The 19,183-nt window shown below is 40.3% G+C and carries 15 protein-coding genes, 1 tRNA gene and 1 pseudogene; 13 read left to right on the top strand and 4 right to left on the bottom strand.

Going from position 1 to position 19,183, the window contains the following annotated elements; genetic code table 11:
- Positions 1–21: 21 nt before the first annotated feature.
- Positions 22–2,262, bottom strand: coding sequence for a GH92 family glycosyl hydrolase (locus JMN12_RS09335; protein ID WP_203138778.1), 2,241 nt, complete (start codon positions 2,260–2,262; stop codon positions 22–24).
- Positions 2,263–2,406: 144 nt separating this feature from the next.
- Between JMN12_RS09335 and JMN12_RS09330 the strand changes: the two genes are divergently transcribed.
- Positions 2,407–2,919, top strand: coding sequence for a nitroreductase (locus tag JMN12_RS09330; RefSeq protein WP_203138776.1), 513 nt, complete (start codon positions 2,407–2,409; stop codon positions 2,917–2,919).
- Between the two features lie 24 nt (positions 2,920–2,943).
- Here JMN12_RS09330 and JMN12_RS09325 read toward each other — a convergent pair whose 3' ends face one another.
- Positions 2,944–3,765 carry a hypothetical protein gene (locus JMN12_RS09325; RefSeq protein ID WP_203138775.1) on the bottom strand — a complete coding sequence of 274 codons (822 nt, stop codon included), beginning with the start codon at positions 3,763–3,765 and terminating at the stop codon, positions 2,944–2,946.
- Between the two features lie 655 nt (positions 3,766–4,420).
- Here JMN12_RS09325 and JMN12_RS09320 point away from each other — a divergent pair.
- The 7 genes from JMN12_RS09320 to JMN12_RS09290 all read left to right on the top strand — a co-directional run bounded on the left by JMN12_RS09320 (position 4,421) and on the right by JMN12_RS09290 (position 10,815).
- Positions 4,421–5,377: a type IX secretion system membrane protein PorP/SprF gene (locus JMN12_RS09320; protein ID WP_203081592.1), complete on the top strand. Its 957-nt coding sequence runs from the start codon at positions 4,421–4,423 to the stop codon at positions 5,375–5,377.
- A gap of 2 nt (positions 5,378–5,379) precedes the next feature.
- Positions 5,380–5,745: a dihydroneopterin aldolase gene (gene folB / locus JMN12_RS09315; protein WP_009412589.1), complete on the top strand. Its 366-nt coding sequence runs from the start codon at positions 5,380–5,382 to the stop codon at positions 5,743–5,745.
- Positions 5,746–5,782: 37 nt separating this feature from the next.
- Positions 5,783–5,853: transfer RNA gene (locus JMN12_RS09310), tRNA-Cys, on the top strand.
- A gap of 54 nt (positions 5,854–5,907) precedes the next feature.
- Complete coding sequence (locus JMN12_RS09305) at positions 5,908–6,288, top strand: hypothetical protein (protein ID WP_009412588.1); 381 nt, start codon at positions 5,908–5,910, stop codon at positions 6,286–6,288.
- Between the two features lie 108 nt (positions 6,289–6,396).
- Entirely contained in the window at positions 6,397–6,867 is a 471-nt protein-coding gene (locus tag JMN12_RS09300; protein WP_009412587.1) for a regulatory protein RecX, read from the top strand.
- Between the two features lies 1 nt (position 6,868).
- Entirely contained in the window at positions 6,869–8,527 is a 1,659-nt protein-coding gene (locus tag JMN12_RS09295; protein WP_009412586.1) for a DUF6909 family protein, read from the top strand.
- Positions 8,528–9,069: 542 nt separating this feature from the next.
- Positions 9,070–10,815 (top strand): thiamine pyrophosphate-dependent enzyme, encoded by a 1,746-nt coding sequence (locus JMN12_RS09290; RefSeq protein ID WP_203081590.1) that lies wholly within the window; start codon positions 9,070–9,072, stop codon positions 10,813–10,815.
- A gap of 121 nt (positions 10,816–10,936) precedes the next feature.
- On the opposite strand, the gene JMN12_RS09285 is transcribed toward JMN12_RS09290, so the two are convergent.
- Positions 10,937–12,469 carry a RagB/SusD family nutrient uptake outer membrane protein gene (locus JMN12_RS09285; RefSeq protein ID WP_198475022.1) on the bottom strand — a complete coding sequence of 511 codons (1,533 nt, stop codon included), beginning with the start codon at positions 12,467–12,469 and terminating at the stop codon, positions 10,937–10,939.
- A 12-nt stretch (positions 12,470–12,481) separates the two neighbouring features.
- Positions 12,482–15,553 carry a SusC/RagA family TonB-linked outer membrane protein gene (locus JMN12_RS09280; protein WP_203081589.1) on the bottom strand — a complete coding sequence of 1,024 codons (3,072 nt, stop codon included), beginning with the start codon at positions 15,551–15,553 and terminating at the stop codon, positions 12,482–12,484.
- Positions 15,554–15,782: 229 nt separating this feature from the next.
- Between JMN12_RS09280 and JMN12_RS09275 the strand changes: the two genes are divergently transcribed.
- The 5 genes and pseudogenes from JMN12_RS09275 (at position 15,783) to rseP (ending at position 19,153) form a co-directional block, all read left to right on the top strand.
- The gene (locus JMN12_RS09275) at positions 15,783–16,385 is read left to right on the top strand and encodes a nitroreductase family protein (RefSeq protein ID WP_203081588.1); all 603 of its coding nucleotides are present in this window, start codon (positions 15,783–15,785) and stop codon (positions 16,383–16,385) included.
- The gene (gene rlmN, locus JMN12_RS09270) at positions 16,382–17,422 is read left to right on the top strand and encodes a 23S rRNA (adenine(2503)-C(2))-methyltransferase RlmN (RefSeq protein WP_203081587.1); all 1,041 of its coding nucleotides are present in this window, start codon (positions 16,382–16,384) and stop codon (positions 17,420–17,422) included. The genes JMN12_RS09275 and rlmN overlap by 4 nt, the downstream gene beginning before the upstream one ends.
- Before the next feature lie 70 nt (positions 17,423–17,492).
- Positions 17,493–17,676, top strand: a pseudogene (locus JMN12_RS15485) (four helix bundle protein); the annotation flags it as partial.
- Positions 17,659–17,772 (top strand): hypothetical protein, encoded by a 114-nt coding sequence (locus tag JMN12_RS15480; protein ID WP_262896521.1) that lies wholly within the window; start codon positions 17,659–17,661, stop codon positions 17,770–17,772. The pseudogene JMN12_RS15485 and the gene JMN12_RS15480, both read left to right, overlap by 18 nt.
- Positions 17,773–17,821: 49 nt before the next feature.
- Positions 17,822–19,153 (top strand): RIP metalloprotease RseP, encoded by a 1,332-nt coding sequence (gene rseP, locus JMN12_RS09260; protein ID WP_203081586.1) that lies wholly within the window; start codon positions 17,822–17,824, stop codon positions 19,151–19,153.
- Positions 19,154–19,183: the final 30 nt, after the last annotated feature.

Genomic DNA, 19,183 nt, shown 5'->3' with positions numbered 1-19,183 from the left:
GCTTTTCTTACCTCTTACCTCTTATCTCTTACCTAACTCAAATCGTATTTTCTTTGCATTTTTCAAAGCCTCGTGGCTGATAAAATAGGATTTGTAAGGCTTGTCGTCGATGTAAATATTCTTAATGTAAATATTTTCAGGCGAAGCATTACTTTCTATTACCAAATCACCAGCAGGATAATACTGCGGATTGCGTTTGAGGGTGATTTTAGTAAACTTAGGCGAGGTGAAAGTATAGTTAGGTTCGGCAGGGGTAATAGGATAAAAACCTGCCATTCCATAAATGAGCCAAGCCGACATTACCCCTGTATCTTCATTACCTGGGAGTCCCGCAGGTTTGTTTTGGAAATACTCATTGATGAGTTGGTCTACTTTCTGTTGGGTTTTCCACTCTTTACCTTTAAGGAAGTTGTAGAGATACGGATAGGCAATATCGGGTTCGTTTGCCATATCGTACTGCTTACTGTCGAAAATATGGTCGAGTTGCTTTTCAAAAGGTTTTTCACCGCCCATTAGTTTGATCATTCCGTTTACATCGTGCGTTACCATATATACGTACTGCCACGCATTGCCCTCGATATAGCCCACATTCTCTTCAAAGTTAGCCCCACTTTCGGGATTGAAAGGCGCATACCACTTGCCATCAGCGTGACGCGGACGCAATAAATGGGTTTCTTTGTCGAATAGTTTTCTATATGAATAGGCTTGTTTGTTAAACTTCTCGTAATCGGCTTTTTTGCCTAACTTCTTAGCGATTTGCGCAATAGCAAAGTCGGCAGCATTGTACTCTTGAGTGGTAGATACAGGACCTTTCACACCCCCATCTACACTTAGGTAACCCAATTTCCAATACTCTTTCACCCCTGGGCGTATAGGGTTGTTTTCAAGGGTATTCGCCCCTTTGAGCATCGCCTCATAAGCTGTTTGTATATCAAAATCGGTAAGACCGCGCAAATAAGTGTCCGCTAATACTATGCTGGCAGGGTCACCCACCATCGTAAAGGTTTCGGTAGAATTGAGTTCCCATTTGGGCAGCCAACCACTTTCTTTGTAGATGTCGAGCATCGTGCGCACCATTTGCAGTTGCTGTTCGGGGTAGAGCAGGGTAAGCAATTGGTGGTAATTGCGATAGGTATCCCACAATGAGAACACCGTATAACGCTCGTGATTTTTGCCTATTTTGTTAGTTTTGCTCTCAGGGTAATCGCCATTCACATCGTTTAGGAGATTCGGGTGAATAAGCGCGTGATAGAGCGCTGTGTAGAATATCGTTTTTTGGTCGTCGGTACCGCCTTCTACGGTAGCACGGAGGGCATCGTTCCACGTTTGGCGGGTAGCGGCATACACCTCGTCGAAAGTGCGGTTGCCTATCTCTTTTTCAAGGTTTTCACGGGCGTTGGCTATGCTCACGTAAGAAATACCCACTTTGAGTTCCACGACTTCATCTTTATCAAATTTATAGCGGAAATACGCCCCTATAGTATCGCCTACTACCTCGCGGGCAAATTGTTCTTTGAAGCGAGTTTCGCCGTTGTACCACATCCATTGAGCTTCGACACCTTGGTGTTTTTCTGGCTGATGCCAAACGCCATAAGAAGGGGCTACTTTGTTCACTTTAGCTACGAAATACACCGGATAAGCTAGCTCCGGACTGTTATAACAGAAAGTCCCTACCATACGCATTCCTTCCACCTCGGTAGGCGATACGAATTTGAGCATCGCGCCCTTTTCGTTGGTGAGTCCGAGTCCGAGATTGATGAGCAAATTAGCTTCGCCTTTAGGGAAGTGATAACGAGTGATACCTGCGCGGGTGGTGGCAGTAGCTTCGGTTTTGATATTGTATTTAGTGAGGAAATTGCTGTAATAACCCGCTTTGGCGACTTCTTTTTGGTAAGTAGAGCCGTATTTTAGGTGATTGATTTCCAATTTACCAGTGGTAGGCATTGCGATAATCACCCCTAATTCAGGACAGCCCACCCCACTGAGGTTCACGTGAGTAAGTCCCGTGAAGAATTTATTTTCATTTACATAAGGGTTTGAAAGCCAGCGACTGTCTTTTTCAAGCGGAGCTTTTACGCCAGTAGTATCGAATGCCACGTTGAAAGGTGAAATGCTAAGCATACCACGGGGAGCAATTGCGCCAGGATGGGTAGCGCCAAAATTAGAAGTGCCAATCAACGGATTGATATAATCCACCGGTTGTTGTTGTGCGTGTAGTGATAAAGCCACCCACAGAGTGGCAAAAGAAAGAAGTTTCTTCATTCGTTCAGAACTCTAAATGGTTAATCAGGCTACAAATGTACGATTTTTTTTTGAAGTTACAACCTTGTTACCTCCTTTTTTCGTAATTCATAATTCGTCTTTATTTATTATCTTTGCCCCGTTAAACATTATTTTTTTAATATTATGACACAAGCCCAAACACTCAAGCATATCATTACCTCTCGCAAAAGTGTGTATCCACCCGAATATAGCGATACCCCTATACCCGAAGAAGTGTTACAAGAGATTATCAGCTCGGCTAACGAGGCACCTAACCACAAACGCACTGAACCTTGGCGATTAAAAGTGCATAAAGGTGATGAAAAAGTGCGTTTGGGAGAAGAATTAGTGCGTTTATATAAAGAAAATGTACCAGCAGAGAGTTTTTCCGAAATAAAAATGAATGAAATTGCAAGGAAAGTGGCTAAATCTTACGCCATTGTAACTATCAGTGTTCATTTTAGTGGTAAAGTAGCCGAATGGGAAGAAATTGCTGCTACAGCGATGGCAGTACAGAATATGTACCTCACCTGCACTGCCCACGCTGTAGGGTGCTATTGGGGCACCCCTGGTTTTATGTTTCAACTGAAAGATTTTCTACAATTAGAAGAAAACGAACGCTGCTACGGACTCTTTTTTATGGGAATGAAGAAGTAAATCGTGCTACGATTACTTGTCGTACTACGACCAAAATCGCTTTATGGCTAAAGGTAAGCCTTTCTCACGCTTGTATAGAATAGTCCCTATCACACCTGTGACAATTAGCAGTATAAAAATGGGAATTTTAAGAAAAGTCAATCCATTGGCTAAGTTCAATACTAAATGCACAAATACTACCACCCAAAGATTGAAATTCCATTCTACATAAAGCCAATAAAGAAAACTAGCCGTTAGAATAAACCTCAGAAGGCTTAAAATTCCTTTTAATAACAAGTCCATAGGAATCATATTTAATAATTTCAGGTCATCACCTATTTTCGATAAGATTTCACTGTTAAATAACAAACTTACGAATGCTGTTACAAGGGCTACAGCCGAATAGATAGCCACGTAAAACAAAATTATGCGAAAGAAGCTCCATCCAGTGTAGGTGGTGATTTTCCTAAAGAAGAATGCTTGTACACACAAATCAATGACAAAAACCTCTATAAAAATATAAAAAAGCCTTTTTACATAAACCAAATTGCGTAAAAAATCCAAAGAAAAAATTGAAAATATCCAAGCGGCTAAAAATAGAACACCTCCTGCAATCAATCCTTCTTTAATATTACCTTCTACACCAAAAACTTGAAGGTAATTTCCCTTATCATCCAATAATTTGTATCCTATTACAATAGGAATCATCACGATAACCGAAGTGATAAAAGTTATGAATAATCGCACAAAATCATAGTTGAGTAGCATCAAAAAAGGAGAAAACCAATTCAGTAAAATATACCCCACAAAGCAGAGAACTACAATGCGAATATTGCGATAATTGTTTTTAAAAGCCGTTGTTGCCATTTTTTATAGTTTTGTAAAAATATCAAAATCTTTATTGATGAGTAGTATGAAAAATTCGAGAACTTCAACATCTTTTCAGAATACTAATTTTATCCAAGTAGTTAGTCTACAAAATTGTTATATACGATAGGTCTCAAGGTTTGATAGGTTTAATAGCCAAAGCGCCTATACAAAAGAGAATCTTCTCATATTTTTTTATTTCAATGAATAATTTCGACAAAAGTATGCGAAAATTAGCTAATTAGCAAATTAGTAAATTTTAAATCTCTTATCTCTTACTTTTCACCGTCTACTTTAGTGTTAAAATATTCATCATACCTCACAGAAAAGGGTATTCTTTTCTCAATAAAATAAAAATACAATAAAATCAATTAAAACATAAATATTATTCAATAAAATACAATAAAATTTAAAATATCATCAATAAAAAACATTTTTCATTGAAAAATAGACAATGAAAAACACACTTTAAAAATGTTAAAAAAAAACTAAATACGTTAAATATTCGTTTTTTTTTACTCAAATAGTAGTGTAACACAAAAAAAATAAATATCTTTGCTGAAAATTTTGCGAGTTGTACCTATATATTAATAGGTATGTTTCACAAAATCAAAATTGAGTATTATAGCAATCTAATAGTTTAATTTTATCAACAATGAAAAAAATAGTTTTGTTTGTTTTAGCAGTATGTGCTTTTCCGAAAGCCTTCTCTCAAGAGCTAAATTTACCACAACAAAATCAGTACTTAGCAGATAGCGAATTTCTTATCGCTCCTACTTACGCTGGTATTGGTGACTTCGTGCGCATCCGCCTCTCTGCGGTTACTCAGTGGGTAGGTGTAAAAGGCGCTCCCGACTATCAATCACTCGCAGGTGATATGCGTCTCGGTGAACGCAGTGGGGCAGGGGTGATGCTCTATAACGACCGCAATGGTTTTACTAGGCAAATGGGGGGTAAAGCTACTTTCGCCCACCACCTTACTCTCGACCGTTATGACAACCACTTCGTCTCTTTCGGTATCTCCTACGCTTTGAACACCTTTAAAATAGAAATCGATAAATTCGATAAAAATATATCTGGTAATGACCAAGCAATTACAAACGACCGCTTTACCGTGAACCACAACTTCGATGTCGCTGTCCTTTATCGTTATAAAAGATGGTGGATAAACCTCACCGCCCTCAATATCCTCAACAAAGATATCGAACGTTTCTATAAAGAAGAACCTAAAGCGCTTCGCAACTATATGGTGTATGGAGGCTACCGCTACAAACGAGATAAAAATAGTAAATTCGAAATCGAACCCTCTGTACTCTTCCAACACTACGAAAGCGACGGTCGTTCCACAACCGACTTCAATATCAAATTCCGTTGGCTCGATATCGAAGATTACTATTGGGTAGGTTTAAACTACCGCTCCCTCAACGATCAAATCTTCCGCCCTCTCAACATAGGCCCTATGGCAGGAGCTAAACTCGGTATGTTCTACGCCGCTTATTCTTATCAAATTACCCTCAACGAACTCATAGGCTATAACTCTGGTACCCACATGTTAACCTTAGGCCTTGATCTCTTCCAAGGAGTTAGTAACTGTAAGTGTGCACAACGATAAAAATGGAAGAAATTATCCTAAAGAATATACGTGTCTATGCCTATCATGGTTGCCTTGCTGAAGAAGGTGCTATCGGTAGTGATTATCGTGTCGACTTAAAAATCTATGCCAACTTAAAAAAAGCAATCCAAACCGATGAACTCATCGATACTGTGGATTATGTGCACCTAAATAAAATTGTAAAAGAGGAAATGGCTATCCGTGCTAAATTATTAGAAAATGTAGCAGGTCGCATCATCGATAAAATTTTTATAGAACTCCCTCAGGTTCAGAAACTAAAGATTAAAATAGCCAAAATTAATCCTCCTATAGGAGGCGATGTAGCACAAGTAATCGTAAAAATAAAACGAAAAAGATTTGGAAGTTAAAAAAAATAAATCTACTTTTGCACCCTGAACAGTAAAAGGCATCGTGGCCGAGGGGTTAGGCGGAGGTCTGCAAAACCTTATACAGCGGTTCAAATCCGCTCGATGCCTCACTTAATTTTTTTATTCAATAATAATAATAATAATTTTAAAAGAACTTACAAGATGACAAACGTTTTAGACAAATTTATTCAGGATGTAAAAAACAACATTCCTGGATTCGTTGCCGTTTCAGTAACTGAAGTACGTTCAGGGGTTTCTTACGGCGCAGAATCAGTAGATCCTAGTTTTGATCCTAACTTAGCTTCTGCTTATAACTTAGAGGTAATAAAAGCTAAACAAAATGCCCTTCAAGTACTCGGTTTGGCTTCTAAGGAAAAAATAGATGAAATTATAATCGTTCTAACAGATCAAAATCACATTCTTGATGTGGCAGCAAATGGTAGTTATTTCATTTATTTAGTAGTAGACTCAACCAAAGCAAACTATGGTATGACAAAAGCTTTACTTGCTAAGTACAAAAAAGACTTAGCAGCTATCTTCTAATAAAGTAGCTGATAAGATTTAAATTATAATGCTTAAGAACCATCCTCTAAAGGATGGTTTTTTTGCAAATTATTACCTGTTAATTGCTAATTCTTAATTAATTATTAATTGAAGAAAACTTACACCGTCCAAGAAGCTAAAGCCCGCCTCGAAGCCTATTGTGCCTATCAGGAACGCTGCCATCGCGAGGTGGTTACTAAACTCCGCACTATGGGGATGATCCCTTTGGCTATCGACGATATCCTTGTTCACCTTATCCACAACGGATTCCTCAACGAAGAACGATATGCCCGAAGCTTCACTCGCGGTAAATTCTATGGCAAAAAATGGGGGCGACTCCGCATCCAGCGTGAACTCAAAGCACGAGGGCTTACCGATTATAATATCGAAGCTGGCTTGAGCGAAATTACCGATGATGATTATGCCGATACTCTTGACCTATTAGCCGAAAAAAAACAAACAACTATCAAAGAAAAAAATCCTTATAAAGCCAAAGCTAAATTAGCCAACTTCCTCCTCTACCGAGGATTTGAACCCGACCTCGTCTACGAAAAAGTAGACGAATTATACGACGAATAATATGAAAAGCAGAGCACAAGAATCCACAAACGCCATCGAGCGTATGTACGTAACAATGCGACACCTCTTCTCAAGAGGCTTCTATAAACCTATGGGCATCTCAGGCGAGGCACTCCGCGAGTCTCTACTCGTACTCCGACCCGAAATCTACGGCACTATCGCTGAAAGTAAATCTGAACTCAGCGGACTCATCTATGTGCTTGATCGCCTCCCCGAAGGTATTGAGCAATGTAAATACATCAACCTCATCGCCGATGAAGGCTACCGCCAATCGCACTTCAAACCTATTATCCCCCCTAAACGCCGCCGCAATTGCTATCGCATCGACCCTGAGCAAATGAATATCGAAATTACTCGTGGCCGTTCCGATATCTACGACGTGCTCACTCACCTCACTTTCCTATTTATAGAATCTCACAAAATCGCCGACCGCATTTTCTTAGACGATAATAAAATCTCACACGATTGGGCTAAACTCGAGGCTAATATCCAAAAGAACAAACTTACTCTTGCTGAGCGTGAAGCTACTTTTATACACATCGGTAACTTATTAGGGCGCACCTTTGAAGAAGTTCTCACTGCCTACAAAGCTTTGGCTACCCCCGCCTTCCCCGATCGCTTTATCCATATCATCTACTGGTTGGGTAAATTAGCGTTCAACGAACGTGTGAACGACGATAAACGCGTAATTACCTTCAGTACCGTACTGCGCGAACGCATCGGGCATCACCTTCACGGCGAAATCTGGGCTGAACACATCAAACATATCCTCCTCAAAAACGGACTTTTAGACCGCCCTCTCCACATCATCAGTGCCAATATGCACAGTGTGATGAATAGCTTATTTGCCGAAAAAGCTCTTGCAAACGAAGTAAAAGTGAGTTCCCGTATAGAACTTTTTGAACTCCTCAGCTTGCCCGAGAGTGAACCTCTGCGCAAAAAAGTAAAAGCCTATGCACACAAACACGGAATGATTTCAGTAGACGATACCTCAGGTACCAATATCGATGTACAACTTTTCGATACTGCTAAAATCGATTTTTCCGATACTCCTTATAAAGTGCATCACCTTGATGAAAACCAAAAACCTATAATCTTTGTGATGGACTACGCCTTTGGCGAACAAGCCTATGAAACTATCGACGAACTGCTAAAACCTTATCACAAAGCTGGCAAAACTTATTTTCTCGATGTACTTTCCATTTCCATTATGGGCAAGGCGGGCATCTTGGAAGGCGAAAAAGGAGACTTGATGATTCCTACCGCGCATATCTTTGAAGGTACTGCCGATAACTATCCTTTCCACAACGAATTTTCTAAAGCCGATTTTGAAGGTAACGGGCTCAAAGTATTTGAAGGCTCGATGATTACAGTGCTCGGAACTTCTCTCCAAAATAAGGACATCCTAAAATTCTTCCTCCACTCTACGTGGAATGCCGTCGGTTTGGAAATGGAAGGAGTTCATTATCAAAAAGCGATACAATCGGCTTCTAAAATACGCAAGAGTATACGCGAAGATGTAAAAGTGCGTTATGCTTACTACGCTTCCGATAACCCCCTCGAAACGGGGAGTACCCTCGCTTCTGGTGGCTTAGGTACTACAGGCGTAAAACCTACCTACCTCATCACCTTTAAAATATTAGAACAAATTTTTAATTAACCAAAAAAAGGAGCTGTCCGAAAAGTCTAAAAATCGCTTTTACATCATAAACTTTGTCAAAGTTTTGGGACTTTGACAAAGTCTATAAACCTGATCAATTACTTTTAGAGTATGTTATGTAGGAAAGCCAGCGATAGCTGGGTATGTGCTGCAAACGCCCTCTCAAGAAAAACTTTTAGGACAGCCTCTTTTTTAGATGAAAACAATTAGTAAAAATTATTTGTAGCTAAATTCTTGGTCAGTATACATAGTGCGTACTTCTACTTCACGATTATCTTTTAAAGTACATCTAAACTGCTGACATATAAAGGTTCATACGCACCTAAGTCTTCAAAATTACCCCATTGATTGGCATTTTTAGGATCTACACTGATACTGTAAAACACTTGACGTACTTTTATAGAAAAAGATACCAATTTTAGCTCAGAAAATCATTTTTCAACTCTTGACTCATAAATTCTAATTCCTACCTTCTAATCTCTATTCACAAATGATATATTGGTATTATTTTTGCATATAAAAAACCATTAATAATAAAATATATGAGCAAAAATGTATCCGACCAATTGGTCGAAATGTTAGTACAAGCAGGCGTAAAAAGAGTATATGCCATTACCGGCGATAGCCTCAACCCTGTAAACGACGCCATCCGTCGCGATGGTCGCCTTGAGTGGATACACGTCCGCCACGAGGAATCAGCAGCTTATGCAGCCTCTATGGACGCCGAACTAAACGGCATAGGCTGTTGTATGGGAAGTTCAGGTCCTGGACACGTGCACCTTATCAACGGACTCTACGACGCCAACCGCTCAGGCAACCCTGTGATTGCCATTGCCAGTACCTGCGCCACCCATAAATTCGGTACCCACTGGTTCCAAGAAACCAACCCCTTCTTACTGTTTCAAGATTGCAGTAAATACGTATATGTAGCCAATACCCCAAAACAGTTCACCACAATGATGCAACGCGCCATACAAACGGCTATCAACGAGAAAGGCGTGGCGGTGTTGGGACTCCCAGGTGATGTAGCAGGCGCCGACCTCGAAGAGGTACCTACTGCTACACAAACCTTCTTAGCAAAACCCGTAGTACGTCCTTCCGATAGTGAACTCGACAAATTATCAGCCGTACTAAACGACGCTAAAAACAAGAAAATAGCCCTTTACTGCGGTCACGGTTGCCAGTATGCGGTGAAAGAAGTAGAACAGCTTGCCGAAACCCTTAAAGCGCCTATCGTCGCTTCTTTCCGTGGCAAAATATTCTTCGACCGCGCCGATAGCCCTTATATAGCGGGAATGAACGGCTTGCTCGGGCATCGTTCAGGTTATGATGCTTGCGCCAAAGCCGATGTGCTCGTAATGCTCGGCACCGATTTCCCTTATGCGGAGTTCTTACCTAAGAAAAACACTATTATCCAAATAGATGAACGCCCCGATATCATTGGGCGTCGTGCCAAAGTAGATTACGGTTTTGCTGGCGATGTGAAAGATACCATTACCGCCTTATTGCCTAAACTCACCCCTCGCACCGACGATAGTTTCCTCAAAGACATTCACAAAGAGTATTTGGATCTCGAAAAATCATTGGACGATTACACCAAAAAGAAAACCGAAGAGAACCAAATAGACCCTGAATATGCAGCTAAACTTTTGGATAAATACGCCGCCAACGATGCTATTTTCACTGTCGATACAGGTATGAATGTAGTGTGGGCAGCGCGTTTCATCAAAGGTACGGGCAAACGTTACCTCACCGGTTCGTTCAACCACGGTTCTATGGCAAACGCCCTCCCAATGGCAATTGGGGCAGCAGCTTCCTCCAAAGGCAGACAAGTGGTAGCAATGTGTGGCGATGGCGGTCTATCAATGCTCTTGGGCGATTTGGCTACCCTAATGCAATACCAATACCCTGTGAAGATATTTGTGTTCAACAACCGTTCGCTCGCAATGGTGAAACTCGAAATGGAAGTATCGGGCTACCTCGATTGGCAAACCAATATGGTAAACCCACCTTTCGACAAACTCGCCGACCTGATGAACATCAAAGGCTATGAAGTGCGCAAAACCGAAGATCTCGAAGCCACCGTAAAAGCAGCTTTCGAGCACGACGGACCTACTTTGGTGAATATCTACACCAATCGCGATACCTTAGCGATGCCTCCTCATATCACTTTTGAACAGATGAAAGGTTTTGCAACCAATATCATCAAGAAGATAGGTCAAGGTGACTTTGCAGAAGCTAAAGGCAGTATTGCCAACAGTATGAAACACATCAAGGACGTTTTTTAGATGTTAATTTTGATAATAAAAAAGTCGCTTAGCGAGATGCTTAGCGACTTTTTTGTTAATAAGGTTATTTGTTCTGTCCTAAAAAATAGAACAACCTCATTTAATTATAATTTTCAAAAGATTACCAACCTGGATTTTGTTGCCAATTGGCTCTACCTTGTTCATAGCGAATATCACTAGGAGGGATTGGCCAAGTCATTTTATAATTTCCCGCAGGGATATTAAGTTGGTAATACTGGTCAGCAGGATCTGAAACAATAGCACTGAGGTTCTGAGGAGTACCACGTACTACGCCTAAATTCCAACGCTTGATATCTGCCATACGGAAGCCCTCGAAAGCAAGTTCGCGGTTGCGTTCGTTTTGTATTTCAGTCCAAAGGTCGGTATAGGTTACACTACCAATTCCGCGAGCGGTACGCAATCTATCTAAATAGATTTTAGCATTGGCTTGATCGCCGTTTTTATAGGCAGCTTCGGCGGCAATAAGGTATATTTCGGCAATCCGGAATACTTTAGGACGGTGGAGATAGGTAGGATCATCTCTAGTGCTGTTCTTTAGAACGTCGTTATCAGGATATTTATATACTAAATAGATATTTTCGTATTTAGTACTTGCATAGTTAGCAAATAATTTTTTGATGTATATACTTTTTCTAAAATCCGAATCATCAAATAAATCTACAAATGATTGAGTAGGGATTAGCTTAGGATAATAATAGAGTACTTTTTGTGTATAATAGCTTTTCTCTTCGCCTAAGTACACATCGTTACCATTAGGTAATTCGGCTGTATTCCCTTTATCATAACGTGCGTATAGCTGTGTTATTGTTTCAGCAGTACCATCTTTCTCCCATGCATTTTGCAAAGTAGGAGAAGTAGTAGTTAAGGGGTAAGTTCCTGCTGAAATAAGCCCATTTGCCGCTTGATAAGCTCCTGCCCAATCTTCTTTATAAAGTAGTACACGGGCTTTAAGAGCTGCCACGGCATCTTTAGAAAAAGTAGCTTTTCCTGCGCTACCAGTTATATTAGATAAGAGTTGTTCAGCTCGTGCTATATCGTTTAAGATAAACTCGTAGGTTTCTTTTACAGTACTTCTGTTAGGAAAATCATTAATAGTAGGTTTATCAAGCAAGGGTAATCCATATACTGAACTTTCGTCATAAGCAGGGCAATAGTGTGTTACTAAATAAGTATAATAGTAAGCACGTGCCAAATAGAGTTCCCCCATATTTTGTTTGATTTGCGCTGTGGAGGTTGCTGACCCTTGTGCCGATATAGGGATAGTAGGAATACCTTCTAAGCCTATGTTTATATTTTGAATGGCATTGAAATAATTTTGCCAAATTGTAGCTATTACACCATTTGATGAAGTTAGCAACGTCCAATTGTGAATTTCTGTTAGGATATCAGAGTTAGAGGAACGCCTTGCTAAGTTTGCGAAATCGGCTTGGGCATCAGTAGCATACATCGATCTTCCGTACACATTCGTACGCAAGGTAGCATACATTCCGTTTACCCAAAATTGCGCGTCTTGTATACTTTTAAAAGAGTTTTTTTCGCTAAGCTCTTTATAAGGCTCTTGATCAAGACTAAAACAAGCGTTAAGTAAAAACGGAATAGCTATAAAAATGAGTATTTTATAAATATTTTTCATCGATTTATATTTTTAAAAGTTAAGATCTATACCTAAGGTGAACTGGCGAGAAGGAGGATAACCTCCTAAAGAGATAGCACTTGCCGACTCAGGATCTGGTCCTTCATACTTGGTAAGAGTAAAGATATTACGAGCGGTAGTATAAATACGTATACCTTCAAAGAATTTTATTTGATCGATCACTTCTTTAGGTAAACGATAGCTAAGGCTGATGCTTTTCATACGCATATACGAAGCATCTTGTATGAGGCGTGAATCTAAGCTATATATAAATACATCTGAATTTACTTTAGGATGACGTGTGTTATCACCAGCTTGTTTCCAATAGTCAAATACTTTTCTGCTCATATTGTACACCCCGAACCTACCAGGATTCTCTACATATCTCATATCATTATTTACTACATATCTACCCAATGAGAATGAAAAAGCCATATCTAATGAAAAAGATTTATAAGTGATATTCCAACCAAACCCTCCATTGGTAGGAGCTTGCATTTTCTTACCGGTAGTTTGTATCAGTTTGCTGTCATCATAAGTTGTAGTTACATTGTTGTCATCGGTTACTTGTTCCATACGGTCGGTACCTGGCACATAATACTCGGTTTCACCCGTAGTTGGGTTCACCCCTTTGCGAATCACAGCAGCCCATTCTAAGGGTCTACCTAATTTATACCCCACTCCTGAGCCTGTACTTACATCCGATATTTTGTTACCAAAAAGAGAAGTTACCTCTTGTTTGTTGTAATTCACGTTGAAATAAGGACGGATAGTGAGGTCGTTATTCTTACTTCTGTACACTACTGATGAAAAAGTAAAATCAATACCTCGGTTGCGCATACCCCCTGCATTGTCGTAAAACTGATTTTGCCCAGAGGTAGTGTTGAGTTCTCGGCTTGAAAGCATATCGTAAGTTTCGCGATCGTAGTACTCTATATTAAACGAAGTGCCTCGGTCGAACACAACGTTAAGACCTACAGTAGTTTTGCGTTGTTCTTCCCAATGCAAATTAGGGTTTCCTAAGCGATAAATAGTATATCCCATATTTTGTTGATAATAACTATCACCTTCAATAGTGGTGAGATGATTGTAACTACCCCCTCCTGCATTACCCGATAAACCTGTACTAAAGCGCAAATTTAGGTCGGTAAGCCATTTTACCTCTTTCAAGAAGTTCTCTTGTTTGAGTTTCCACATCACTCCTACTGCCCAGAAATTACCGTAATGATTATTTCTACCAAAAGCTGATGAACCATCTCTACGTGCTGAAAGATCTAAGAAATAACGACTACCATAAGAGTATTCTAACCTTCCAAAGTAAGAATTAAAAGTAGTTGTTGTTTTATCATCTTCTACCGTTTTATTTTTGTTCCCGTGTGAAAGTGTTGAAAGTCCATCGGAAGGTTGCCCATAAGTTACTATTGTCAATGATTTTGAACTGTTTTCTATAGATTCTTGTCCTAATAATACATTGAAACTATGCTGTTTTTCTCTTCCTAATAGAAAACGATATTCTAATGTGTTAGTAAGTGTTTTTCTAAGTGATCTACTGCTACTAAAAAGTGTATAAGAATTAGTAGTAGGAGCTGGGGTTCGCTGTCTGTATATAATAAAAGAGGAAAGCTCTTTATTTTCTACATCGCCATAACCGTACTGTACCCCTCCTTGTGTTTTGAATATCAAATTTTTTACAGGTTCAACACTGATGAATCCTGAAGGCATAAAGTCATCACTAATAGTCGATCTCGGGTGCTTTTCAGCGTAGTACTCTGGATGATAGAAACCTAACGAAGGACTTATGATACTAGTGATATAGTCTTTTCTTTTTCCATCAGCGTAAGTAGGAGTGTAGAAAGGAAGAGTATTCATACGTATGGTAGAGTCTGAGCCACTACCATCGCGTTCATTATGCCCTGCTACAAACGAAACACCTGCTTTCAACCATTTTGTAACTTGAGTATTAACACTACCATTGAGAGTGTAACGTTTGTAATCGGAAGAAGGGTTCAAGGTTCCCTCTTGTTTAAAATATCCTAAAGAAAGATAGTACGATGTACTCTCTGTCCCTCCTGAAAGAGAGACATCTGTTCGTGTAAGAGGAACAAAATCTCGAAAGAAAACTTTATCCCAACGAGTATTATAAGGGTTTTCTGCCAATATTTTGTTAGCAGCAGCTTCAGCTACTTCGCGAGTGGAGCCCATACTGGTCATCCCCGCTGCCGAGATAATAGAAGATGGACTTCTTTCAAGCCAAAAGTCCATATATTCACGTGGCGTCATCATATCGTCGAAGAATTTGCGACTGGCATTGGTAAGTGCTGAAAAACCAAGCTGATGGCTAATTGTGATATTGGTACGCTCATTACGGCGTCCTTTTTTGGTAGTAATCAAAATCACCCCATTGGCAGCACGTGCCCCATAGATAGAGGTAGAAGCAGCGTCTTTAAGCACCGTAATCGTTTCTATATCATTAGGGTTAAAGTCGCTCATCACACTACTACTCACCGCTATTCCATCCATTATATACAAAGGTTCTTGAGTACCTGTTTTTGCCAATGCTCCTTGGAAGTTATTATAACCGTGGATAAGGATATCACTATTGCTACCGGGTCTTCCTGATGAGGTAGTAACCACAACCCCTGCTAATCGTCCTTGTAAGGCATCGGATACGCTGGCTACCGGAGCGGCACTCACATCCTTGCCTTGTACTTGTGCGACTTGTGCGACGGTGCGGCTAGCGAGCTTAGGAGCTCCATAGCCGGTAACCACCATTTCTTCAAGCTCTTGTACATCGTCCTTCATCACAATGTCTAAATGTTTAGAGCTTGCTGTGATTTTCTTTTCGATAGTTTTCATCCCCAAAAAGGAATATTGCAGCACATCGCCTACTTTGGTTTGAATGGTGTACTTTCCATCCATATCGGTGGCAGCACCTCGCTGGGTACCTTTCACCAATATCAATACGCCTAATAAAGGCTCGCCTTTTTCATCTTTTACAGTTCCTGAAACTTCTATGTTTTGTGCAAACATTGCAAAAGTAGCTGTTAAGAAGAAAATCCACGTGTAAAATAACTTTAGCTTCATTTTTCTGTTTAAAAAATTAGGGTGCAAAGATAATAACAATTCGCAAGATCACAAATAAATGACAATAGGATTTTATTGCTTTTTCCGTTTTTGCAAAAAGTTGTAAGCATTGGTAACAAGGTTGTAACACAATAACAACAGTAAAAAGAGGGATAATAGCTATCTACTAATTTGGTAATTTGCTAATTACGCCGTACCTTTGCCGCCTGAAACTTAAAAACAAAACACTATGGACTTTCTGCAATTAGCACAAAATCGTTATACTACTAAACATTACAGCTCTCAGCGTGTGAGCGATGAAGATATTGCTAAACTCAAAGAGATATTACGCCTCGCTCCTTCATCTATCAACTCCCAACCTTGGCAATTTGTTTTCATAAGTGATGAGGCTACTAAGGAAGCTTTCGCCAAAGTATCGTTCATCAATGAGGAACGCGTAAAACAAGCCAGCCATTTAGTGGTGTTTATGGCAAATAGTGCCTTGCCTTCATTTGAGAAAAAGCTCGCTAAAGCTGCTACCGAAACAGGACTTGGCTTTTATCACAAGGTGCAAAAACCCAAAGGTGATGTAGGGCTCTATGCGTGGATGAACAACCAAGTGTATATCGCATTAGGATTTTTCCTCAGTGCGTGTGCGGCAATGGGCATTGATAGCACCCCTATGGAGGGCATTGTCAATACCGAATACGACAGACTTTTAAACGAACCTGAATACACTACGCTCTTTGCCGTGGCGATAGGCTATCGCGACCCTAAGGACAGCAATCAGTTGCACTTGCGACCTAAATCACGTTTGCCTTTAGAAGAGGTAGTAAAGGATTTTAAATTATGACCCAAAAACGCGATATACGCGCTCTTACTAAAGAAGAACTCCGCACTTTTTTTGAAAGTAATGGCGACAAGGCTTTCCGCGGCAACCAAGTATACGAATGGTTGTGGCAGAAAGGGGTACATACTTTCGACGAGATGACCTCCCTGCCCAAAGCTACACGCGAGATGCTTGCTGAACACTTCAGTATCAACCACATCAAAGTGGATGTGATGCAACGCAGTAACGATGGTACGATTAAAAACGCAGTGCGCCTGCACGATGGCTTGTTGGTAGAGTCGGTGTTGATTCCTACTGATACCCGCACCACTGCTTGCGTATCCAGCCAAGTGGGGTGTAGTCTCAACTGTTCGTTTTGTGCGACAGCGCGCCTCAAACGTATGCGCAATCTCCTGCCCGATGAAATATTCGACCAAGTGAAAGTAATCGACGAGCAGAGTCGCTCTTTCTTTGGTCGTCCGCTTTCTAACATAGTGTTTATGGGAATGGGCGAACCGCTGATGAACTACAACAATGTTCTGAAGGCTATCGACAAGATTACTTCGCCTGAAGGCTTAGGAATGTCGCCCAAACGCATCACGCTATCCACTTCGGGTATCCCCAAATTGATAAAAAAAATGGCTGATGACGAGGTAAAATTCAAATTGGCAGTATCTTTGCATTCAGCCATTGGCAGTGTGCGCACAGGCATTATGCCTTTCAATGAGCAATTCCCGTTAGAAGAACTGCGAGAAGCTTTGGCATATTGGTACCAAAAAACTAAAAACCGCATCACTTACGAATATGTAGTGTGGAAGGGTATCAACGACCAGAAAAAGGATGTAGAGGCGCTGATAAAATTCTGCAAGTTTGCCCCTTCTAAGGTAAATCTCATTGAGTACAACCCCATAGACGACGGTGATTTTCAACAAGCCGACCCTAAAGCACTTGAACTTTACCAAACAATGCTTGAAGCAGCAGGCATTACCGTTACCGTTCGCCACTCACGCGGTAAAGACATCGATGCTGCCTGCGGACAATTAGCGAATAAGAAGGCTTAGGTGTCAGGTGTCAGGGGATAGGTATAGAGCCCTAACAATAGTATAAAAAATAATTAAAAAAACCAACAAAATGAATAAAATAAAAGACTTTAAAGATTTGATTGTTTGGCAAAAAGCAATGGATCTTGTAGTTGAAGTTTACAACTTAGTTAAGAAACTACCTAAAGAAGAACAATTTGCTTTAAGTGCCCAAAAGTTCTAATGCCGAATTAGAAACACAATTATTGCTTTGTGTTATGATTAATTATCTAAACAATTCTGATATTGAAAAAGCTTTGGGTTTAATAAAAGAAGTAGGAAAAATGCTTACTTCTTTACAAAAAAGTTTGACAATAAGTAATACACAATAGTTACATTATCCTACCCCCCTGTGGCCTAAGGCCTATAGCCTAAAAAAGAATGGAAGTATTTTTAATAAAAGCGGCTCAATTAATTCTGAGTCTTTCAATTTTAGTAGTCCTACACGAATTAGGACATTTTATCCCTGCTAAACTCTTCAAAACAAGAGTAGAAAAGTTTTTTCTTTTCTTTGATGTGAAGTTTTCCCTCTTCAAAAAGAAGATAGGTGAAACTGTATATGGCATCGGGTGGCTACCACTGGGCGGCTACGTGAAAATTGCCGGTATGATTGATGAGAGTATGGATAAAGAGCAAATGGCGCAACCTGCACAACCGTGGGAGTTTCGCTCTAAACCTGCGTGGCAACGCCTTATCATTATGATAGGTGGGGTAACCGTGAATTTGCTCTTAGGGTTCTTTATTTACTCAATGATTCTCTTCGCTTGGGGGCAAGATTACCTCAAACCCGAAGGTGTGAAAGATGGTTTTGCCGTTACTCGCACTATGCGTGCTTATGGTTTTAAAAATGGCGACATTGTAACCGCTATCGATGGCAAGCCTTTGGAGAATGTGTTGGAAGCCAGCAAACACATTTTGTTGCGCGACCCCAAACAGCTTACCGTACAAGGCATCGACGGCAATACACGCACCCTTTCTCTCCCCGAAAACATAGGTAAAACCCTATACTTACGCGGTGAAACTGCTCCTTTTAGCATCAAAACAAAAGCTATTATCGATACCGTTTTTCCAGAATCACCAGCAGCTAAAGCAGGCTTGCAAAAAGGCGACAAATTAGTAAGCATTGGCGGAGAACCTATCTACTATTTTTCGGACGTACCTCCTGCCCTTACAATGGCTCCTGAGGGTACTCCCGTGAGTGTGATGATAGAACGCGACGGAGTAGCTAAAGAACTAAAAATAGTTCTCGGCGAAGAGAAAAAAATGGGAATTTCGGCAGGACAACGAGAAGGCGAAATACAGCTTTCACATAAAAACTACTCTTTAGGAGCTGCCTTAAGTCACGGAACTGCTTATGGCTACAACGTGTTGCGCGACTATGTTTCGCAATTTAAATTTGTATTCACCAAAAAAGGTGCAAGTGAAGTAGGTGGTTTTGGCTCTATAGGCAAACTTTTCCAAGATAATTGGAACTGGCTTTCTTTCTGGCAAATCACTGCCTTCCTTTCTATCGCTTTAGCCTTTATGAATATCTTGCCTATACCTGCTTTAGACGGCGGACACGTGGTATTCCTCCTCTATGAAATGGTAACAGGTAGAGCTCCTAATCAAAAAGTATTAGAATACGCTCAAATGGTAGGATTTGTAATCCTCATTGCTATCTTGCTATATGCCAATGGTAGCGACTTGTATAGAGCAATTTTTAATAGATAAAGCCAGCGAGGGCTCACAGCTGGGTATGTG

The organism is Capnocytophaga genosp. AHN8471 (assembly GCF_016806945.1).
GTDB lineage: Bacteria > Bacteroidota > Bacteroidia > Flavobacteriales > Flavobacteriaceae > Capnocytophaga > Capnocytophaga periodontitidis.
Note: the sequence above shows the minus strand (reverse complement) of the source record. Positions and strands in the feature narration are given on the sequence as shown.